Below are 16,896 nucleotides of genomic sequence, written 5' to 3' on the forward strand. Positions count from 1 at the left end.
CCGCGTTCCGCCGGCTAGCGGCCGCCGTTGTACGGCCCGTACGGGCCGTCGCTGCTGCTGCCGCCCCGGCGGCGGCCGCCGCCCGAGACCTGCTTCAGGGCGGGGCGGACGTCCACGAAGAACACGATGGTGGCCACGAGACCGGCGATCTGCAGGAACAGCATGCTCGCCAGGAAGAAGTCCACGAGGACCGTGACACCGAGGATGACCAGCCAGAAGGTCTTGCTCTGCTTGTCGGCGGCCCGGTACGCGTCCTCCCGCGCCACCAGCGCGAGGACGAAGGCCACGACGGCGAGCGCCAGCATGGCGAACCCGAGCAACGGGAGGACCCCGTTATCGAACCCGTTCATCAACATCGCCTCGACCGCCTTCTCACGCTGGCCCGTCTTGTGCCGCCTGACTCCACGCTACCCGCACAGCCCCCTCCACCCCGTCCAACGGGCCGGACACCCCCCGGGTGCCCGGCCCGCCGTCCGGGATGCGCAGGCGTCCTACGCGGTCTTCCGGATCAGCCCTCGTCGCCCGGCGCGCCGGCGGACTTCCGCGGGCCGCCCTTGCGCGAAGGGGTCTTGCGCGCGGCCGGTACGCCCTCGGACTCCGCCGCGGGCGTCGCCCCCGCGTTCTCGGGCTGCGGGTCCGGCTCCACGGCGACGGCGATGTCGACGATCTCCTCGGAGACCCCGCCCCGCCAGGCCCGGACAGCCTGCTCGCCGTGCTCGGCGACCCTGTCGTAGGTCTCCTTGGCGAGCACCGCGTACTCGGCGGCCACACCGACCCCGCGCAGCGCCAGGTCCTGCGCGGTCTCCCCGAGCTTCTTGGCGTCGATCGCGCCGAGCACCTCGGCGAACTTGGCGGTGACCGCCTCCTGGGCCTCCTTGGCCTTCTCCTGCACGACCTTCGGGTCGGTGTTCATCACGGCCTCGATGCGCGCCGGGGCCTCGGCCCGCAGCTGCTCGATGAGCCCGGGCACCTTCTTGGCCTGCTGCACCGCGAGGTCGGCGGTGCCTGCGGCGAAGTAGAGCGGGGTCGGGTCGGTGAGGGTCTTCTTCAGGTCATCGGCGATGGCCATGGGGCTGGTCCTCCCGGATCACAGTTCGGTTCGTTGGTGCTGGGGGCCGTCCGCGCCGGCCGGGTCGGCCTCCTGCGCGTTCTCCTTGCGGAACGACTCGTAGATCTGGAGCAGCACCTGCTTCTGCCGCTCGTTGATGGACGGGTCGGCGAGTATGATGCTGCGCGTCTCCACCTCGTCCCGGTCCCGCTCATCGAGGATCCCGGCCTGCACGTACAGCGTCTCCGCGGAGATCCGCAGCGCCTTGGCCAGCTGCTGGAGGATGTCCGCGCTCGGCTTGCGCAGCCCGCGCTCGATCTGGCTCAGGTACGGATTCGACACTCCCGCCGCATCGGCCAGCTGCCGCAGCGAGAGCTGGGCCTGCCGCCGCTGCTCGCGGAGGAACTCGCCGAGGTTTCCGACGTAGAGCGATGCCATGCCCCGATCCTGCCGAACTCTGCTAACTATTGCAAGCGCATGCTTGCAAGAGCACCCACCGGCGTGTCGGGACGGCGCCCCCGGACCGGTCAGGAATCGAGAAGCACCGCGGGCCCCGCCGCACCTAGCGTGAAGGCCAGGACCCCACCCCTTCCACTCCGGGAGCGACCATGACCGGCTCTTCTGCCCCTTCCCCCTCTTCCCCGTCTTCCGCCTCTTCCACACTGGGCGTCAAGACCGTCCTGCACCCCGTCTCCGACCTGGCGGCGGCCAAGGCCGTGTACACCGCCCTGCTCGGCGTCCCCCCGCAGACCGACGAGTCCTACTACGTCGGCTTCGAGACCGCGGGCCAGAACATCGGGCTGGTTCCGGCCGGCGGACCGCAGGGCATGACCTCACCCGTGGCCTACTGGCAGGTGGCCGACCTCGACGCGAAGCTGGCCGAGGTGACCGCCGCGGGTGCGAAGGTGAAGGAGCCCGCGCACGACGTCGGCGGCGGCCGCCTGGTGGCCACCGTCACCGACCCCGACGGCAACGTCCTCGGGCTGCTCCAGGACCGCTGACACCCCCGAAGCCCACCGCCCGACAGAGGAGAGACGATGAGCACGGCCAAGAGGACGGACACGCCGGCGCCCGCGCCGCACGCCGCCGACAGCCACGACCTGATCCGCGTCCACGGCGCCCGCGTGAACAACCTCAAGGACGTCAGCGTCGAGATCCCGAAGCGCCGGCTGACGGTGTTCACCGGCGTCTCGGGCTCGGGCAAGAGCTCGCTCGTCTTCGACACGATCGCGGCGGAGTCCCAGCGGCTGATCAACGAGACCTACAGCGCCTTCGTCCAGGGCTTCATGCCCACGCTGGCCCGCCCCGAGGTCGACGTCCTCGACGGACTGACGACCGCGATCATCGTCGACCAGCAGCGGATGGGCGGCGACCCCCGCTCCACCGTCGGAACCGCCACCGACGCCAACGCGATGCTGCGCATCCTCTTCAGCCGGCTCGGGACGCCGCACATCGGCCCGCCCAGCGCGTACGCCTTCAACGTCCCCTCGGTCCGGGCCAGCGGTGCCATCACGGTCGAGCGCGGCGCGAAGAAGGCGGTGAAGGCGACCTTCACCCGCACCGGCGGCATGTGTCCGCGCTGCGAGGGCCGCGGCACGGTCTCCGACTTCGACCTCACCCAGCTCTACGACGACAGCAAGTCGCTGGCCGAGGGGGCCCTCACGATCCCCGGCTACAGCATGGACGGCTGGTACGGCCGCATCTTCGGCGGCAGCGGCTTCTTCGACATGGACAAGCCGATCCGCAAGTACACCAAGAGGGAGCTGCACGACCTCCTCCACCGGGAACCGACCAAGATCAAGGTCGAGGGCATCAACCTCACCTACGAGGGGCTGATCCCGAAGATCCAGAAGTCGATGCTGTCCAAGGACATCGACGCGCTGCAGCCGCACGTCCGCGCCTTCGTGGAGCGGGCGATGACCTTCACCACCTGCCCCGAGTGCCAGGGCACCCGGCTCAGCGAGGGGGCCCGGACCTCGAAGATCAAGGGCGTCAGCATCGCCGACGCCTGCGCGATGCAGATCAGCGACCTCGCCGCATGGGTCCGCGGCCTCGACGAGCCCTCGGTGGCTCCGCTGCTCGCCGCGCTGGGGCAGACCCTGGACTCGTTCGCGGAGATCGGCCTCGGCTACCTCTCGCTCGACCGGCCGTCGGGCACGCTCTCCGGCGGCGAGGCGCAGCGCACCAAGATGATCCGCCACCTCGGGTCCTCCCTGACCGACGTCACCTACGTCTTCGACGAACCCACCATCGGCCTGCACCCCCATGACATCCAGCGGATGAACGACCTCCTGCTGCGGCTGCGCGACAAGGGCAACACGGTGCTCGTCGTGGAGCACAAGCCGCAGACGATCGCGATCGCCGACCATGTCGTCGACCTCGGCCCGGCCGCCGGTACGGGAGGCGGCACCGTCTGCTTCGAGGGCACCGTCGAGGGACTGCGGGCCGGCGGCACCGTCACCGGCCGCCACCTCGACGACCGGGCCGCCCTCAAGGAGACGGTGCGCAAGCCCACCGGCTCGCTGGAGGTCCGCGGGGCGAGCGCGCACAACCTCCAGGGCGTCGACGTCGACATCCCGCTCGGGGTGCTGTGCGTGGTCACCGGCGTCGCCGGCTCCGGCAAGAGCTCGCTCGTGCACGGCTCGATCCCTCCCGGTGAGGGTGTGGTCTCGGTCGACCAGGGGGCGATCCGCGGCTCCCGGCGGAGCAACCCGGCCACGTACACCGGACTGCTCGACCCGATCCGCAAGGCGTTCGCCAAGGCCAACGGCGTCAAGCCGGCGCTGTTCAGCGCCAATTCCGAGGGCGCCTGCCCCACCTGCAACGGGGTCGGCGTCGTCTTCACCGACCTGGCGATGATGGCCGGCGTCTCCAGCACCTGCGAGGAATGCGAGGGGAAGCGGTTCCAGGCTGCCGTGCTGGACTACCACCTCGGCGGACGCGACATCAGCGAGGTGCTGGCGATGTCGGTGACCGAGGCCGAGCAGTTCCTCGGCGCCGGCGAGGCACGCACTCCGGCCGCGCACCGCATCCTCGAACGGCTCGTCGACGTCGGGCTCGGCTACCTCAGCCTCGGCCAGCCCCTCACCACACTGTCCGGCGGCGAGCGGCAACGGCTCAAGCTCGCCACCCACATGGCGGAGAAGGGCGGCGTCTACGTCCTCGACGAGCCGACCGCCGGCCTGCACCTCGCCGACGTCCAGCAGCTGCTCGGCCTGCTGGACCGGCTCGTCGACTCCGGCAAGTCGGTCATCGTCGTCGAACACCACCAGGCGGTCATGGCGCACGCCGACTGGATCATCGACCTCGGCCCCGGCGCCGGCCACGACGGCGGCCGGATCGTCTTCGAGGGCACACCCGCCGACCTCGTCGCGGCCCGCTCCACCCTCACCGGCGAGCACCTCGCGCAGTACGTCGGCAGCGGTACGCGTACGTGACCGCCGCGAGGAGGGGGCCCCAGAGGACCAAGGGGAGGTAGAGAAAGCCCGCGACCCTGGCGCCGAGGGCGGTCATGCCGGGGTGCGGCAGGCGCGGGTGCCGATCACAACGGTCGCGTACAGCTCCTCCGAGGTGCGTGCGCGCACGGACAGGCCGGCCGACGCCAGGGCCGCGGCCGTCTGCGGGGACTGGCGGGCGCTCGTCTCGATCAGCAGGTGGCCGCCCGGCGCCAGCCACGGCAGGGCCCCCGCCGCGACCCTGCGGTGGACGTCCAGGCCGTCCGGGCCGCCGTCCAGGGAGGTCAGGGGCTCGTGGTCGCGGGCCTCGGCGGGGAGCAGCCCGATCTCCCGCGAGGGGACGTAGGGGGCGTTGACCACGAGGACGTCCACCCGGCCCCGCAGCGTCCCGGGCAGCGCCTCGTACAGGTCGCCCTCGTGGACCCGACCCCCGTACGGGGCCACGTTGAGCCGTGCGTACGCCGCCGCCACCGGGTCGATGTCCGCCGCGTGCAGTTCCACCGGGGCGCCGCCCAGCCCCGCCGCGACCGCCGCCCCGAGCGCGCCCACCCCGCAGCACAGGTCCAGCACCACCGCACCCGGCCGGGCCAGTGCCACCGCCTCCTGCACCAGGAACTCGGTGCGCCGGCGCGGCACGAAGGCCCCTTCCCCGACCCGCATCCGCAGACCGCAGAACCCGGCCCAGCCGACGACGTGTTCCAGCGGTTCCCCGCCGGCCCGGCGGGCCACCAAGTCCGCCAGCTCCGCACCGTCCTCGGCGGCTGCGGCGCTCAGCAGCTCCGCCTCCTCCTCGGCGAAGACACAGCCCGCGGCACGCAGGGTGTCCACCACGGACGCCGGGGACGGGGACGACGGGGACGGGGACGACGGTGATGCCACGGAACTCATTCCTCGTTCTCCAGGACGGTGACGTCCAGGGATGCCAGCCGGGCCGGATCGGCCAGGATGTCGATGGCGACGATACGGCCGCCGCCCACCGTGAAGGCCAGGACCGAGAGCGGCTTGCCCCCGGGCGGAATGGTGACGACCCCGGGCACGCCGTTGACCAGCGCGGGCCGCCCGAACGGCGCGAGCCGCTGGAAGGTGAGCGCCTGCCGGGCCACCGCCCGCGCACCGAGCGCCAGTTCGGCCATGTCGACGCGGAGCACCACCTCGGGGTCGAGGACGGTGATGAGGCCCTCGAAGTCGCCGCTCCGGGAGGCCGCGAGGAACGCCCCGACGACCTCCTTCTGCCTGGCGAGGCCGACGTCGGGGGCCGGAGCGCCGCCCCGCACCCGCCTGCGGGCCCGGCTCGCCAGCTGCCGTGCCGCCGCGGGCGTGCGCTCCACGATGGGCGCGATCTCGTCGAAGGACACGCCGAACATGTCGTGCAGGACGAACGCCAGCCGCTCCGCGGGCGCCAGTTGCTCCAGGACGACGAGCAGCGCGAGCCCCACGGAGTCGGCGAGCAGCACCTCCTGCTCGGGGTCGAGCCCGTCCGGCGGGCTGAGCAGCGGCTCCGGCAGGCCGAGCGGCGAGTCCAGGGATTCCTCCCGCCTGGCCTTGCGCGAGCGCAGCTGGTCCAGGCAGACGCGGGCGACGACGGTGGTCAGCCAGCCGGCGAGGTTCTGCACCTCGCTCGTGTCGGACCGGTCGAGCCGGATCCAGGCCTCCTGGACCGCGTCGTCGGCCTCGGCGAGGGAGCCGAGCATCCGGTAGGCCACGGCCCGCAGATGCCCGCGGTTCTCCTCGAAACGCGCCGCCAGGTATGCGCCGTCTCCGCGGTACCCGGTGTCGCCGGTGCCGGTCATGGTGGTCGTTCCCCTCGGTCGTCCGTACGTCTTCACTGTCCCTGCTCCTCGAACCCCTGACGGACCGGAGGCCGCGGATGTGACGGGGAACGGGAAGAGCGGTCGGAGCAGAGCCCCGGAGGGGGCGCTGCCGTCAGAAGACGTCCGGGCACCAGGGGCGGCGCGCGGTGCGGAACACGGCGTCGGCGAGCGCCAGCGCCCCCGCCCGCTCCTCGGTCACCCGGCCGAGCGCGCCCAGCCGCACGGCGGACTCGTCGCCGAGGTAGAGGGAGCCCAGCGCGGCCACGTCGAGCCGCAGGTCCGCCGGCTCCCCGGTGCGGGTGCACTCCCCCGTCCCCGCGTCCAGCCGGTAGCGGCCACCGGCCGGCCCCGCCGGGTCGGCCACGTCCAGCACCAGGACCCCGGGCACGGCGTACGTCCGCGCGCGCAGGGCCCGTACGACGTCCAGTACGCGCACCCACAGGAAGTCGGACGCGGTGACCAGCCGCGCGGCTCGCGGATTGGGCAGCAGCTGTGTGACGAGGTCGTCGGGGGCGCGGTAGCCGGTGCGGACCTTCAGCACCCAGTCGATGGAGCACAGGAACTGCCACAGGGCCCGCTCCGCCTCCGGGCTGACCGCGATCAACTGCTTGACCTGCACCGTGTTCTGCGGGAGCTTCGCGTCCGACCAGTGGTCGTCGGCCGTGTAGGCCACCAGGCCGGCCACCTCGCCCGACGCGGTCCGGTACACGGCGTGGAACGAGGCCTGGTACGGGCGGTGCGACATCTCCTCCAGTCCGGTGGCCAGGTTCCACCAGCGGGTGTCGCGGTCCACCACGCCGTGCACGGCCGCCCGCAGCCGCTCGTGCAGCGCGGGGCCCACCCGGCGCACCTCGGCCTCGTCCGCCATCTCGATCCGGCCGCCGTCCGCGGGCCCGGACCAGCGCGGGTCGAGTCCGGTGCGCGGTACCTCGATCTCCCATTCCGAGAGGGAGGTGGCGGGCCCGTACCCGTAGCGCCCGTAGATCGGGTACTCGGCGGCGATCAGCGTCGACACCACGTCGCCGCGTGCGGCGGCGGCGGCGAGTTCGGCGGTCAGCATCCGGCTCAGCAGGCCCTGGCGGCGGTGCGTGGGCGAGACGGTGACGTTCGAGATGGCGTCGGCCGCGACCGCCGCGCCACCGGGCACCGTCAGCTCCTGCGCGAAGGAGCGGAGGGTGGCCACGCACCGGCCGGTGCCGGGGTCGAAGGCGCCCTGGAGGCGGGCGAGGTCGGTGTACTTGGCGCGCTGGGCGATGTCGGAGTCGGTCACCTTGGCCGGGGTCAGGAACCCTGTGTTCAGGGCGCGCAGCCACTCCGGGAGTTCGGATTCGGCGATCGGCCGGACGTCAGCACTCATAACCGGCCACGCTAATGCGCCGGCCGGCCCGCGTCGCCTGAATTTCCGGCGCCGCGCAGACCCCTCCAGCCGCCGGACTCCCGAGCTCCTGAGCTGCCGGACCGCCTACGCCAGCAGGTCGTCCACCTGCGCCTCGCCCTCCCGGTAGCGCCGGGTGATCTCCGCGGTGCAGTCGTCCACCGTGCGCTGCAACTGCTGGCGGCGCCGCGACACCTGCTGCTCGTAGCGCACCAGGCGGCCCATCGCCTCGTGCAGTTCGCCGTCGGTGCGCGCGCCCAGGTCGGACAGCTCCACGTCGGCGAGCATCTCCGCGGCCAGCAGCCGGAACTCCTCGCTGTGCGGGGTGGCGAGGGTGACGTGCCGGGCGGAGGCGCTGCGGCTGGAGGGCGCGTCGGCGAGGATCTCCGAGAGCCGGTCCAACATGGGCTGCCCGGGCGCGACCGGCGCCCCGGGATCGGCGCGTCGGGCCAGTTCGGCGCGCAGGATGTCGATCCGGCCCTGCAGGAGTCTGCGGATGTAGCTGAGGTCCGCCTCGTCGCGCTGCGCGTCCCGGCGCAGGCCGCGCAGCTCCGGCAGCCCGAGCGCGTTGGCCGCACCGGCAGGCGTGGTCGGCGCCTGTTCCTCGCCCGTGCGCTGCGCGGGCGGTCGGACCGCGCCGGCGGACGTGGCTGCGGGTGCTGCAGGTACGGAGGTACCAGAAGTATTCATGCGAACGTGTCCGTCCCCTCGACCGGTGCTGGGGGCACCGCCTGCATGCATCGTGCCACTCTCCGTGGTGCGGGTGCAGTCCCACTCCACCCGATCGGCCCCGGACGGGTGCACGGCTGGTACACAGGTGGTATGCGAGCAGTGGTGCAGAGGGTGGACGGCGCGAGCGTCGTGGTGGCCGGCGAGACCGTGGGCGAGATCGTCGGCGAGGGATTGTGCGTGCTGGTGGGGGTGACCCACGACGACACCGCCGAGAAGGCGGCGCAGCTGGCGCGCAAGCTGTGGTCGGTGCGCATCCTGGAGGGCGAGAAGTCCTGCAGCGACAACGGCTCGCCGCTGCTGGTGATCTCGCAGTTCACGCTCTACGGCGACGCCCGCAAGGGCCGGCGCCCCACCTGGAACGCCGCCGCGCCCGGCGAGGTCGCCGAACCGCTGGTCGACGAGGTCGTGGCACAGCTGCGGGCGCTGGGGGCGACGGTGGAGACGGGCCGGTTCGGCGCGGACATGCGGGTCTCGCTCACCAACCACGGCCCGTTCACCCTCGTCATCGACGTCTGAGACGTTCCCGGCCAGGTCAGGGGGCTACGACGACCTCCTGCGCCGCGGCCGTCTTCCCGGCCAGCAGCGGGGCGTCGACCGGCACGTTCCGCTTGACCAGCGCGAGCGCGATCGGGCCGAGCTCGTGGTGGCGGACCGCCGTGGTCACGAAGCCCAGCTGGCGGCCCTCCTCCCCGTCCGCGGCGAGCCGCAGCGGCGCGCCGTGGGCCGGGAGGACCACCTCCGAGCCGTCCAGGTGCAGGAAGACCAGGCGGCGCGGCGGCTTGCCCAGGTTGTGGACGCGGGCCACCGTCTCCTGGCCGCGGTAGCAGCCCTTCTGCAGGTGCACGGCCGTGCCGATCCAGCCCAGCTCGTGCGGGATGGTGCGGTGGTCGGTCTCCAGTCCGAGCCGCGGCCGGTGCGCCTCGACGCGCAGCGCCTCGTACGCGAGCAGTCCGGCGGCCGGGCCGTGGGAGGCGGCGAAGGACTCCAGCTCTGCGCGGGGCAGGAATACGTCGCGGCCGTGCGCGGTCTCCCGTACGACGTGCTGCTTGTCGACCTCCGCGATGGAGCCGGCCGGCAGGTGGACGACGGCGAAGTCGGCGGTCCGGTCGGCGACTTCGACGCGGTAGAAGAACTTCATCGACTCCAGGTAGGCGATCAGCGCCTCCTGCGTGCCGGGCTCCACGTGCGCCCACACCGTCTCGCCGTCGTCGACCAGGTAGAGCGCGTGCTCGATGTGGCCGTGCGCGGACAGGATCAGCGCCTCGGTGGCCTGCCCGGGCGGGAGTTCGGTGAGGTGCTGGGTGAGCAGCAGGTGCAGCCAGCTCAGCCGCTCCGGTCCGGTGACGGTGACGACTCCGCGGTGCGAGAGGTCGACGAAACCGCGGCCGTCCGCGAGGGCGCGCTGTTCGCCGTACAGCTCTCCGTAGTGGGCGGCGACGCCCTCGTCACGGCCTTCGGCCGGTACGGCGCCGGGAAGATGGAGCAAGGGGCTGCTGGTCATGCCGCCAAGCCTACGACCCTCTCAGGCCGAGCCGGCAGCGTGCTTCGCGGCACACTTCTTGCAGAGTCCGAAGATCGCGAAGTGCTTCATGTCGGTCTCGAACCCGAAGGTCGTACGGAGCTTCGCGGTGAACTCGGCGGCGACGTCCAGATCCGCCTCGATCACGTCGGTGCAGTCGCGGCAGACCAGGTGGATGTGGTGGTGCCGGTCGGCGAGGTGGTAGGTGGGCGCGCCGTGCCCGAGGTGGGCGTGCGAGACGAGCTTCAGCTCCTCCAGGAGCTCCAGCGTGCGGTAGACGGTGGAGATGTTGACCCCGGAGGCCGTCTTGCGCACTTCGGCGAGGATCTCGTCGGGGGTCGCGTGCTCCAGGGCGTCGACCGCTTCCAGCACGAGCTGTCGCTGGGGTGTCAGCCGGTACCCGCGCCGGCGCAGGTCGCTCTTCCAGTCGGCGCTTTCGCTGTCGTCGGTGCTCGCCACCCGGCCAGTGTACGGGCGCGGAAGGGACCGCGGGCGGGCCCGCGGTCCCTTCGGCGACGCGTCCGGGGTCAGCGGAAGAAGGCGATGCCGTCGTCCGGCATGTCCGGGAGGTTGCGGGCCATCTCGGCGACCTCCTCGGGCGTGACGACCTTCTTCAGCTGGGCCGACATGTACGGGCGCAGCTCGACCTCGGGGGTGGCCTTCTCGCCGACCCACATCAGGTCGCTCTTGACGTAGCCGTAGAGCCGCTTGCCGCCGCTGTACGGGCCGGAGGCGACGGTGCGGGCGACCGCGTCCGTCGCGAGGTCGATCTGGGGCTTCTGGTCGGCGAGCTCGCCGTACCAGACCTCGACGACGCCCTGGTCGCGGACCATGACGACCTCGACCTTGCGGTCCGTGTCGATCCGCCAGTAGCCGGACTCGGACTCCAGCGGCCGCACCTTGTTGCCCTCGGAGTCGAGGACCCACGTACGGGAGACGTACTCCAGGAAGTCCCGGCCGTCGTGGCTGAAGACGACTTCCTGGCCGAAGTTGCACTTCTCCTCGCCGGGGAAGTCGAAGACGCCTGCGCCTTCCCAGGTGCCGAGGAGGAAGGCGAGGGGGACGAGGCCGGGGTTCAGGTCGGACGGGATCTGGATCATGGTGGGCTGCTCAGGCGATCTGTGAGGGGTTCCGGGTCGGGGCGGCGGCCGGTGCCGGGGATGCCCCCGGACGGGGTCCGGGGGAGGTCAGCGCTGGCCCTGGTACAGCTTCTTCACGGCCAGACCGGTGAAGGCGAGCACGCCGACGCAGACCAGGATCAGGAGGGAGGTGAAGACTGCCTCAAGCACGGGGTGCTCCTCGGAAGGTTCGTTAGGGCAATGGGCCGGTCCCCAGCCTACTGGCCCGGGGACCGGCCCACTCCGTGAGGTGGCCCGCAGCGGCCGCGCCGGGGCGCTCAGCCGAGCAGCTGGCTCTGCAGGATCGCCGTCTGGTGCAGCGGAACGGACGCCACCTGGCCCTTGCGGCTCTGGAAGATCACGGCCTGGATGTCGCCGGAGCTGACGCAGCCCGCCTTGAGCTGCTCGTCGCCGACCGGAGCGGCCTCCTCGTAGACCGCTATGCCGTGGTGCTCGGGCGGGGACTCGACGAACTTGACCTTGGTCCAGGCCGTCTCCTGGTCCATGCGGTTGACGCCGTTGACGTTCATGTCGACGGTGCAGCCCTGAAAGGCGTCCACGAAGCCCGAGCTGTGGAAGCGCAGCAGGTAGATCCGGGTGCGGGTGCCGTCCGGGGTGGTCCAGCCGCGGCCGACGATCTGGCGCAGGCCGTCGTCGGCGAAGCCCTGCTTCATCTTGTCGCGCGCCGTGGGCTCGTACTCCTGGAGGAAGGTGTCCGGGGTGACCACGGAGTCCTTCTCCAGCTTGAGCGTGGTGTCCGGGGCGGAGCCCCGGGGGGCCGGCAGGAGCAGCTGCGCGAGACCGGCGTAGTGGATGCCGTCCTCGTTGTCCTTGGCGAAGGGCAGGGGGGCGCCGGGCGGCAGGGTGGGCTTGGCCAGCGCGGGGTAGTCCCAGCGGCCGTCCTCGCGGGTGGAGAGCCCGGGGACGTCGGTGCGCTCGGGCCGGGTGATCCCGTACGCGACCCCGGCGGCGACCACGCCGAAGACGAGGACGGCTGCCGTCCACCGCAGGGCGGCGGAGAGCCGGCGGCGGTGCTCGGGCGGGGCCGGCGCCTCCGCCGGTACGAGGGCTTCGGCCGCGGGCGCCGCGGGCACGTCGGCCCCGGCCGGCGCGGCGGGGGCCTCAGGCGCGGCCGGTGCGGGCGGGGCGGCCGGTGCGGGCGGGGCGTCCGGAGCGGCGTCGGTGGCGGTCGGCTCGGTCACACGGACTCCCCGGGGGACTTCAGGTGGCTCAGCTGGTTCTTGAAGAAGGCGACGGCGTCGGAGTGCGAGAAGGGCTTGGGCCCGAACGCCCGGAAGTTGACCAGCACGTCACCCTGGACCGCGACGCAGTCCATCGAGTCGATCTTCTCCTTCTTCTCCTCTCCGATGGCCACCAGCGCGCACTTGGCATCGGGGTGGCCGTCGACCGCGGGCGCGTCGCGGTCGTCCCCGGTGAGGTCCAGGAGCTTCTTGGACATCTCGGAGAACGCGCCCACGGCCTTCGGGTCCGCCTGCATGATGCGGACCTGGTAGACCGCCTCGCCGCCGCCCTTGGTGTAGCTGCGGCCGGCGAGCCCCTTGAGCTTGAGGCCGGCCAGCATCTCGTCGCGCTGCTTGCGCTCGGAGCTGGACAGGCCGTTGCGGGCGTCCTTGAAACCCTGGACGGCCTTCTCCCCCGAGACGAAGAAGTTGTTCCCGTCCTGGGCGAGGTCGGGGCCCAGCGTGAAATTGGACGGGACCGGCAGCAGCTTCCCGGAGAGCTCGTTCGCCGGTACGGACGCCGGCTCCTCGGGCTTGTGCGGGGCGCTGCCCTCGGCGGTCCAGTAGCGGGTGGGCGCGGTCCGGTCCGCGTGGTCCAGGGCTGCGGAGGCCGCGATGCCACCGCCGACGAGGACGGCCAGGCCGACCCCGCCCGCGACGAGGGCGACCGTCTTGCGGCCGACCGCGGCGCGCGGCGCCTTGCCCGAGGGGTCGGCGGCGGGTGCCGCGGCGGGCTCCACCGGTGTCGCGGGAGCCTCGGCCGGGGCCGGAGCCGGGGCCGGGGTTCCGGGGTGCTGCGGCTCGGTCACAGTCGCTCCAGCTGTCGCTTGGCCAGGTCGAGGACGTCGCCCTCGGAGACCTTGCCGCGGTTGTCGTAGTAGCCGATCTCCATGACGATGTCGCCGCGGCGGGCGAGGGCCCGCGCCCCGCGGATCGGGTAGTAGCCGGGCTTCTCGTGGGCCTCCGAGTCGACCCACACGTGCCCGAGGTCCCCGGAGGTGCCCGGGATGGCCACCCCGGCGTTGCCCGCGTGCTTGGCCTCGGGCATGTACGCGGACTGCCTCTGCTGGTACTTGTCCGCCTCGGCGCGCTCGGTGAACTGGATCAGCCGTACCTCCACGAACGTGCGGTCGTCCTGCGACCACAGGGTCGTGGCGATCCGCCGTACGTGGGCGTCCGCGAGCTCGCGGACCATGCTCTCCGGCTTCTCGAAGAAGTCGGCCGCGAAGACGTCGAGGGTCTCGTAGCCGGTGCCTTCGCTCTTCGCCCCGGCCGGAGCCTCGACCAGGAGCTTGGCGAGGTCGTCGTCCGTCTTGTGCCAGCGGTTGGCGTTGACGATCCTGTGCGTGGTCCCGTCGTCGGGCGCCAGCGCCTTCGGCGTGTCGATCTTCTGCTGGGCCAGCGGCGGCAGCGGCGTGGGCGGGCGGCCGTACTGGACCGCGTACCCCGTGACCGTGCCGGCCAGGACGCCGAGTACGGCCGCGCCCGCGATCAGGGCGACCGTGCGGCCGCGGAGGCGCCGGCGCACGGCGGGCGCGGAGGCGGGTGCAGGTGCGAAGCCGGGGGCGGCGGTCAGGTCCGCCGGAGCCGGCTCCGGCGCGGCCTCCCCCTCGTCACGCTGCTCGGAGAGGGTCTGGTCATGTTCCAAGGAAGGGTCCCCCCACAGGACTGGAGGCACCGGGTCGGTTCACCCGTGCACATCCATGACATGTACCGGAGGACTCCGGTTGTACGCATGCTTATTACATTCTTATCTCGGCGGCCTTCAGTCCTCGTGCCGGCGCTTCCCGTCCAGTTCGTCCCACCACTCGTCGGACTTCGGATCGCCCGAGGGGTCGTCCCACCACCGGTCGTCCGGCCCGCGCCGGTTCGCGATCATCGCGGCGACCGGCGGGATGACCATGGCGACCACGCAGAGGGCCACCGCCGCCTCCACCGAGATGAGGCGCACGAAGGCCCAGGCGGACACGAACAGGAAGAGGCATCCGCCCATGAGGAGGAAGTAGACGCGGCGCCGCCGTGCGTACATGACTCCAGGGTAGGGCCGCGGCCGGACGGCGCGAAGGGCCGCACCCCGTTCCAGTGGCGTCCAACCCCCTGGGGTGCGGCCCTTCGGCCGGTCATGCTGCGAGCGGTCAGACCGCGATCGCCACGTCCGTCACGCCGCCGGCCTCGGCGACCACCACGGCGCGGTCCGCCTGGGCGCCGGGCACCAGGGCCCGCAGCGTCCAGGAACCGGTCGCCGCGTAGAAGCGGAACTGGCCGGTCGCCGAGGTCGGGACCTCGGCCGTGAACTCGCCGGTCGAGTCGAGCAGCCGCACGTACCCGCTGATGGGCTCGCCGTCCTTGGTCACCTGACCCTGGATGGCGGTCTCACCGGGCTTGAGCGTCGCGAGGTCGGGCCCGCCGATCTGTGCTCCACACATGTTCTCTGTCCTGTCCTGAGAGAAGGTCGTACCGCGAAGGGCGTCGCGTGCCCGGTCGCCGTGCTTGATTGCCGGTCTGGGCCGGATTACTTGTTGGCGCCGAGCTCGATCGGCACGCCGACCAGGGAGCCGTACTCGGTCCAGGAGCCGTCGTAGTTCTTGACGTTCTCCTGGCCCAGGAGCTCGTGCAGCACGAACCAGGTCAGCGCGGAGCGCTCACCGATGCGGCAGTAGGCGATGGTGTCCTTCGACAGGTCGACCTGCTCCTGCTCGTAGAGGGCGGTGAGCTCCTCGTCGGACTTGAAGGTGCCGTCGTCGTTGGCGTTCTTCGACCAGGGGATGTTGCGGGCGCTCGGCACGTGGCCGGGGCGCTGCGACTGCTCCTGCGGGAGGTGCGCCGGGGCGAGCAGCTTGCCGGAGAACTCGTCGGGCGAGCGGACGTCGACCAGGTTCTGGGCGCCGATGGCGGCCACGACGTCGTCGCGGAAGGCGCGGATCGAGGTGTCCTGGGCCTTGGCCTTGTACGCGGTGGCCGGGCGCTGCGGGACCTCGGTGCCGTCGACCAGGTCGCGGGAGTCGAGCTCCCACTTCTTGCGGCCGCCGTCGAGGAGCTTGACGTCCTGGTGGCCGTAGAGCTTGAAGTACCAGTAGGCGTAGGACGCGAACCAGTTGTTGTTGCCGCCGTAGAGGACGACGGTGTCATCGTTGGAGATGCCCTTGGCAGACAGGAGCTTCTCGAAGCCCTCCTGGTCCACGAAGTCACGGCGGACCGGGTCCTGGAGGTCCTTCTTCCAGTCGATCCGGACGGCGTTCTTGATGTGGTTCTTGTCGTACGCGGAGGTGTCCTCGTCGACCTCGACGATGACGACGTTCGCGTCGTTCAGGTGGGCTTCGACCCAGTCGGCGTCTACGAGGACGTCGCTGCGGCTCATGGTGTTCTCCTCCGGGGCAGTGTGCGGCGGGGCTGTGCCGTGCAGGTGCAGGGGTGCTGCTGCTGGTGCGTACCGCTCCGGGGGCGCTCCTCAGACCTGCGCGGGGAGGCGGCAGGGGGCAGGAGGAAGCAGCTGCGGTGCGGACACGCGGGAAGGACGGTCGTCCGGCTGAGGGAGCGGATGCGCTCTCAGGTCACATGGATCGACAGAGCATGGCGGCGACGCGACACAGGTCTACTGCCCGCCGCTTCGTGAGGTCCGCCTGCTGATGCTTCATAGCCATGGATCGTAGGGACGAACCGGCCGCCCTGTCACCGGCGTGTCATATTCCGAGACAGGATCGTCCGGATGCCGGGACGCAGGACGCTGCGGGCCGCCGCCGCACCGGAAACCGGCCCCTGTCGGCGGCCCATCCTTCTGCGGATCGGACCGGACCGTCTCACGATCCGGCCAGCACCACGTCCTGACCGCTCAGCACGAGGTGCACGCCCGCCTCGTCCGAGGTCAGCGAGTCCAGCCGCAGACCGGCCGGGAGCCCGCCGTCCAGCCGCCGGTCGAAGTCCGTCTTCTTGCGGACCGCGCTCTCGATCCCGGGGATGCCCTCGCCCGGGACGGCGTCCGCCCGGACCCGGACCACCTTGCCGCCGCCCTCTCCGGCGTCCACCAGCGTGACGGTCGACACCACGCTGCGGGTGAAGGTCCGCCCCAGGATGTCCACGGAGGCGGTGACCTTCACCTTGCCCGGCGCCCCGCCGTAGGCGAGGGTGACGCCGGTCTGGGAGGCCTGGGTCAGATCCGCGTACGTCACGAGGGCCGAGCCCTCGGCGCGCCGGGCGGTGCCTCCGCTGTAGTCACCGTTCAGCCTGACCTGGCGGAAGCTGGCGTCGAGCTCGGAGAGCCGCGTCTTGCGGCCGTCCGCGACCGCGTCGACCCCCTTCAGCTTCACGTCGACCCGGTCGAGGTCGTGGCTGAGCGCCTGGGTGAGGAACGGGAAGCCGTGGATGTCCACCTCCGTGCTCCCCGCCAGCCCCTGCCGGGCCTGGATCCGCTCGGCCAGCCGGTTCTCGGCATAGCCGGCGGCCCAGCGGTCGACCCCCCAGAACAGGGCCCCCAGCACCACGGCAATGATCACGACGACACGCAGGAAACGCACGTGCCCCTCCCCCTGTAGATCGGTACGTGCGTTCTAGTGGACCACGGGGACCCGTCGGACGGCCGTCAGCGACGCCCCGGCGGGCC

Annotated in this window: 21 protein-coding genes; 3 read left to right on the plus strand and 18 right to left on the minus strand. The window is 72.0% G+C overall.

Annotated elements, in window-relative coordinates; genetic code table 11:
• Positions 1-14: 14 nt before the first annotated feature.
• The 3 genes from ABZ128_RS18790 to ABZ128_RS18800 all read right to left on the minus strand — a co-directional run bounded on the left by ABZ128_RS18790 (position 15) and on the right by ABZ128_RS18800 (position 1,486).
• Positions 15-356, minus strand: coding sequence for a DUF2516 family protein (locus ABZ128_RS18790; protein ID WP_356849591.1), 342 nt, complete (start codon positions 354-356; stop codon positions 15-17).
• A 152-nt stretch (positions 357-508) separates the two neighbouring features.
• Complete coding sequence (locus tag ABZ128_RS18795) at positions 509-1,069, minus strand: hypothetical protein (RefSeq protein ID WP_356849593.1); 561 nt, start codon at positions 1,067-1,069, stop codon at positions 509-511.
• A gap of 18 nt (positions 1,070-1,087) precedes the next feature.
• Positions 1,088-1,486: a helix-turn-helix transcriptional regulator gene (locus ABZ128_RS18800; RefSeq protein WP_356849595.1), complete on the minus strand. Its 399-nt coding sequence runs from the start codon at positions 1,484-1,486 to the stop codon at positions 1,088-1,090.
• Positions 1,487-1,656: 170 nt separating this feature from the next.
• On the opposite strand from ABZ128_RS18800, the gene ABZ128_RS18805 reads away from it, so the two are divergent.
• Both ABZ128_RS18805 and ABZ128_RS18810 read left to right on the plus strand, forming a co-directional pair.
• Complete coding sequence (locus ABZ128_RS18805; RefSeq protein ID WP_356849597.1) at positions 1,657-2,049, plus strand: VOC family protein; 393 nt, start codon at positions 1,657-1,659, stop codon at positions 2,047-2,049.
• Positions 2,050-2,085: 36 nt separating this feature from the next.
• The gene (locus tag ABZ128_RS18810; RefSeq protein ID WP_356849598.1) at positions 2,086-4,485 is read left to right on the plus strand and encodes an excinuclease ABC subunit UvrA; all 2,400 of its coding nucleotides are present in this window, start codon (positions 2,086-2,088) and stop codon (positions 4,483-4,485) included.
• A 72-nt stretch (positions 4,486-4,557) separates the two neighbouring features.
• On the opposite strand, the gene ABZ128_RS18815 is transcribed toward ABZ128_RS18810, so the two are convergent.
• The 4 genes from ABZ128_RS18815 to ABZ128_RS18830 form a co-directional block, all read right to left on the minus strand.
• A complete protein-coding gene (locus ABZ128_RS18815) occupies positions 4,558-5,391 on the minus strand; it encodes a putative protein N(5)-glutamine methyltransferase (RefSeq protein ID WP_356849600.1) in 834 nt (277 codons plus the stop codon).
• The gene (locus ABZ128_RS18820) at positions 5,388-6,293 is read right to left on the minus strand and encodes a sigma-70 family RNA polymerase sigma factor (protein WP_356849601.1); all 906 of its coding nucleotides are present in this window, start codon (positions 6,291-6,293) and stop codon (positions 5,388-5,390) included. The genes ABZ128_RS18815 and ABZ128_RS18820 overlap by 4 nt, the downstream gene beginning before the upstream one ends.
• A 133-nt stretch (positions 6,294-6,426) precedes the next feature.
• Positions 6,427-7,671 (minus strand): GNAT family N-acetyltransferase, encoded by a 1,245-nt coding sequence (locus ABZ128_RS18825; protein WP_356849603.1) that lies wholly within the window; start codon positions 7,669-7,671, stop codon positions 6,427-6,429.
• Positions 7,672-7,776: 105 nt separating this feature from the next.
• Entirely contained in the window at positions 7,777-8,379 is a 603-nt protein-coding gene (locus tag ABZ128_RS18830) for an AmfC protein (RefSeq protein ID WP_356849605.1), read from the minus strand.
• 132 nt (positions 8,380-8,511) lie between these two features.
• On the opposite strand from ABZ128_RS18830, the gene dtd reads away from it, so the two are divergent.
• On the plus strand, positions 8,512-8,937 hold the full coding sequence (dtd, locus tag ABZ128_RS18835) for a D-aminoacyl-tRNA deacylase (protein ID WP_356849606.1): 426 nt from the start codon (positions 8,512-8,514) through the stop codon (positions 8,935-8,937).
• A gap of 16 nt (positions 8,938-8,953) precedes the next feature.
• Here the strand turns inward: dtd and ABZ128_RS18840 are convergent, their stop codons facing one another.
• The 11 genes from ABZ128_RS18840 to ABZ128_RS18890 form a co-directional block, all read right to left on the minus strand.
• Positions 8,954-9,922: a folate-binding protein gene (locus ABZ128_RS18840; protein WP_356849608.1), complete on the minus strand. Its 969-nt coding sequence runs from the start codon at positions 9,920-9,922 to the stop codon at positions 8,954-8,956.
• 21 nt (positions 9,923-9,943) lie between these two features.
• On the minus strand, positions 9,944-10,399 hold the full coding sequence (locus ABZ128_RS18845; protein WP_356849609.1) for a Fur family transcriptional regulator: 456 nt from the start codon (positions 10,397-10,399) through the stop codon (positions 9,944-9,946).
• Positions 10,400-10,467: 68 nt separating this feature from the next.
• On the minus strand, positions 10,468-11,040 hold the full coding sequence (locus ABZ128_RS18850) for an FABP family protein (protein WP_356849610.1): 573 nt from the start codon (positions 11,038-11,040) through the stop codon (positions 10,468-10,470).
• 296 nt (positions 11,041-11,336) lie between these two features.
• Complete coding sequence (locus ABZ128_RS18855; RefSeq protein WP_356849611.1) at positions 11,337-12,260, minus strand: hypothetical protein; 924 nt, start codon at positions 12,258-12,260, stop codon at positions 11,337-11,339.
• Complete coding sequence (locus ABZ128_RS18860; RefSeq protein ID WP_356849612.1) at positions 12,257-13,108, minus strand: hypothetical protein; 852 nt, start codon at positions 13,106-13,108, stop codon at positions 12,257-12,259. Before ABZ128_RS18860 ends, ABZ128_RS18855 begins: the two co-directional genes overlap by 4 nt.
• Positions 13,105-13,947, minus strand: coding sequence for a hypothetical protein (locus ABZ128_RS18865; RefSeq protein WP_356849613.1), 843 nt, complete (start codon positions 13,945-13,947; stop codon positions 13,105-13,107). The genes ABZ128_RS18860 and ABZ128_RS18865 overlap by 4 nt, the downstream gene beginning before the upstream one ends.
• 117 nt (positions 13,948-14,064) lie before the next feature.
• Positions 14,065-14,328 carry a DUF3099 domain-containing protein gene (locus tag ABZ128_RS18870; RefSeq protein ID WP_356849614.1) on the minus strand — a complete coding sequence of 88 codons (264 nt, stop codon included), beginning with the start codon at positions 14,326-14,328 and terminating at the stop codon, positions 14,065-14,067.
• Positions 14,329-14,434: 106 nt separating this feature from the next.
• Positions 14,435-14,725, minus strand: coding sequence for a DUF1416 domain-containing protein (locus tag ABZ128_RS18875; RefSeq protein ID WP_007265476.1), 291 nt, complete (start codon positions 14,723-14,725; stop codon positions 14,435-14,437).
• An 86-nt stretch (positions 14,726-14,811) separates the two neighbouring features.
• Positions 14,812-15,657: a sulfurtransferase gene (locus tag ABZ128_RS18880; RefSeq protein WP_356849616.1), complete on the minus strand. Its 846-nt coding sequence runs from the start codon at positions 15,655-15,657 to the stop codon at positions 14,812-14,814.
• A gap of 193 nt (positions 15,658-15,850) precedes the next feature.
• Complete coding sequence (locus ABZ128_RS18885) at positions 15,851-15,940, minus strand: Ms5788A family Cys-rich leader peptide (protein ID WP_350875872.1); 90 nt, start codon at positions 15,938-15,940, stop codon at positions 15,851-15,853.
• 156 nt (positions 15,941-16,096) lie between these two features.
• Positions 16,097-16,810: a DUF2993 domain-containing protein gene (locus ABZ128_RS18890; RefSeq protein WP_356849617.1), complete on the minus strand. Its 714-nt coding sequence runs from the start codon at positions 16,808-16,810 to the stop codon at positions 16,097-16,099.
• Positions 16,811-16,896: the final 86 nt, after the last annotated feature.

This window comes from Streptomyces sp. NPDC006326 (genome assembly GCF_040612915.1).
Classification (GTDB): domain Bacteria; phylum Actinomycetota; class Actinomycetes; order Streptomycetales; family Streptomycetaceae; genus Streptomyces.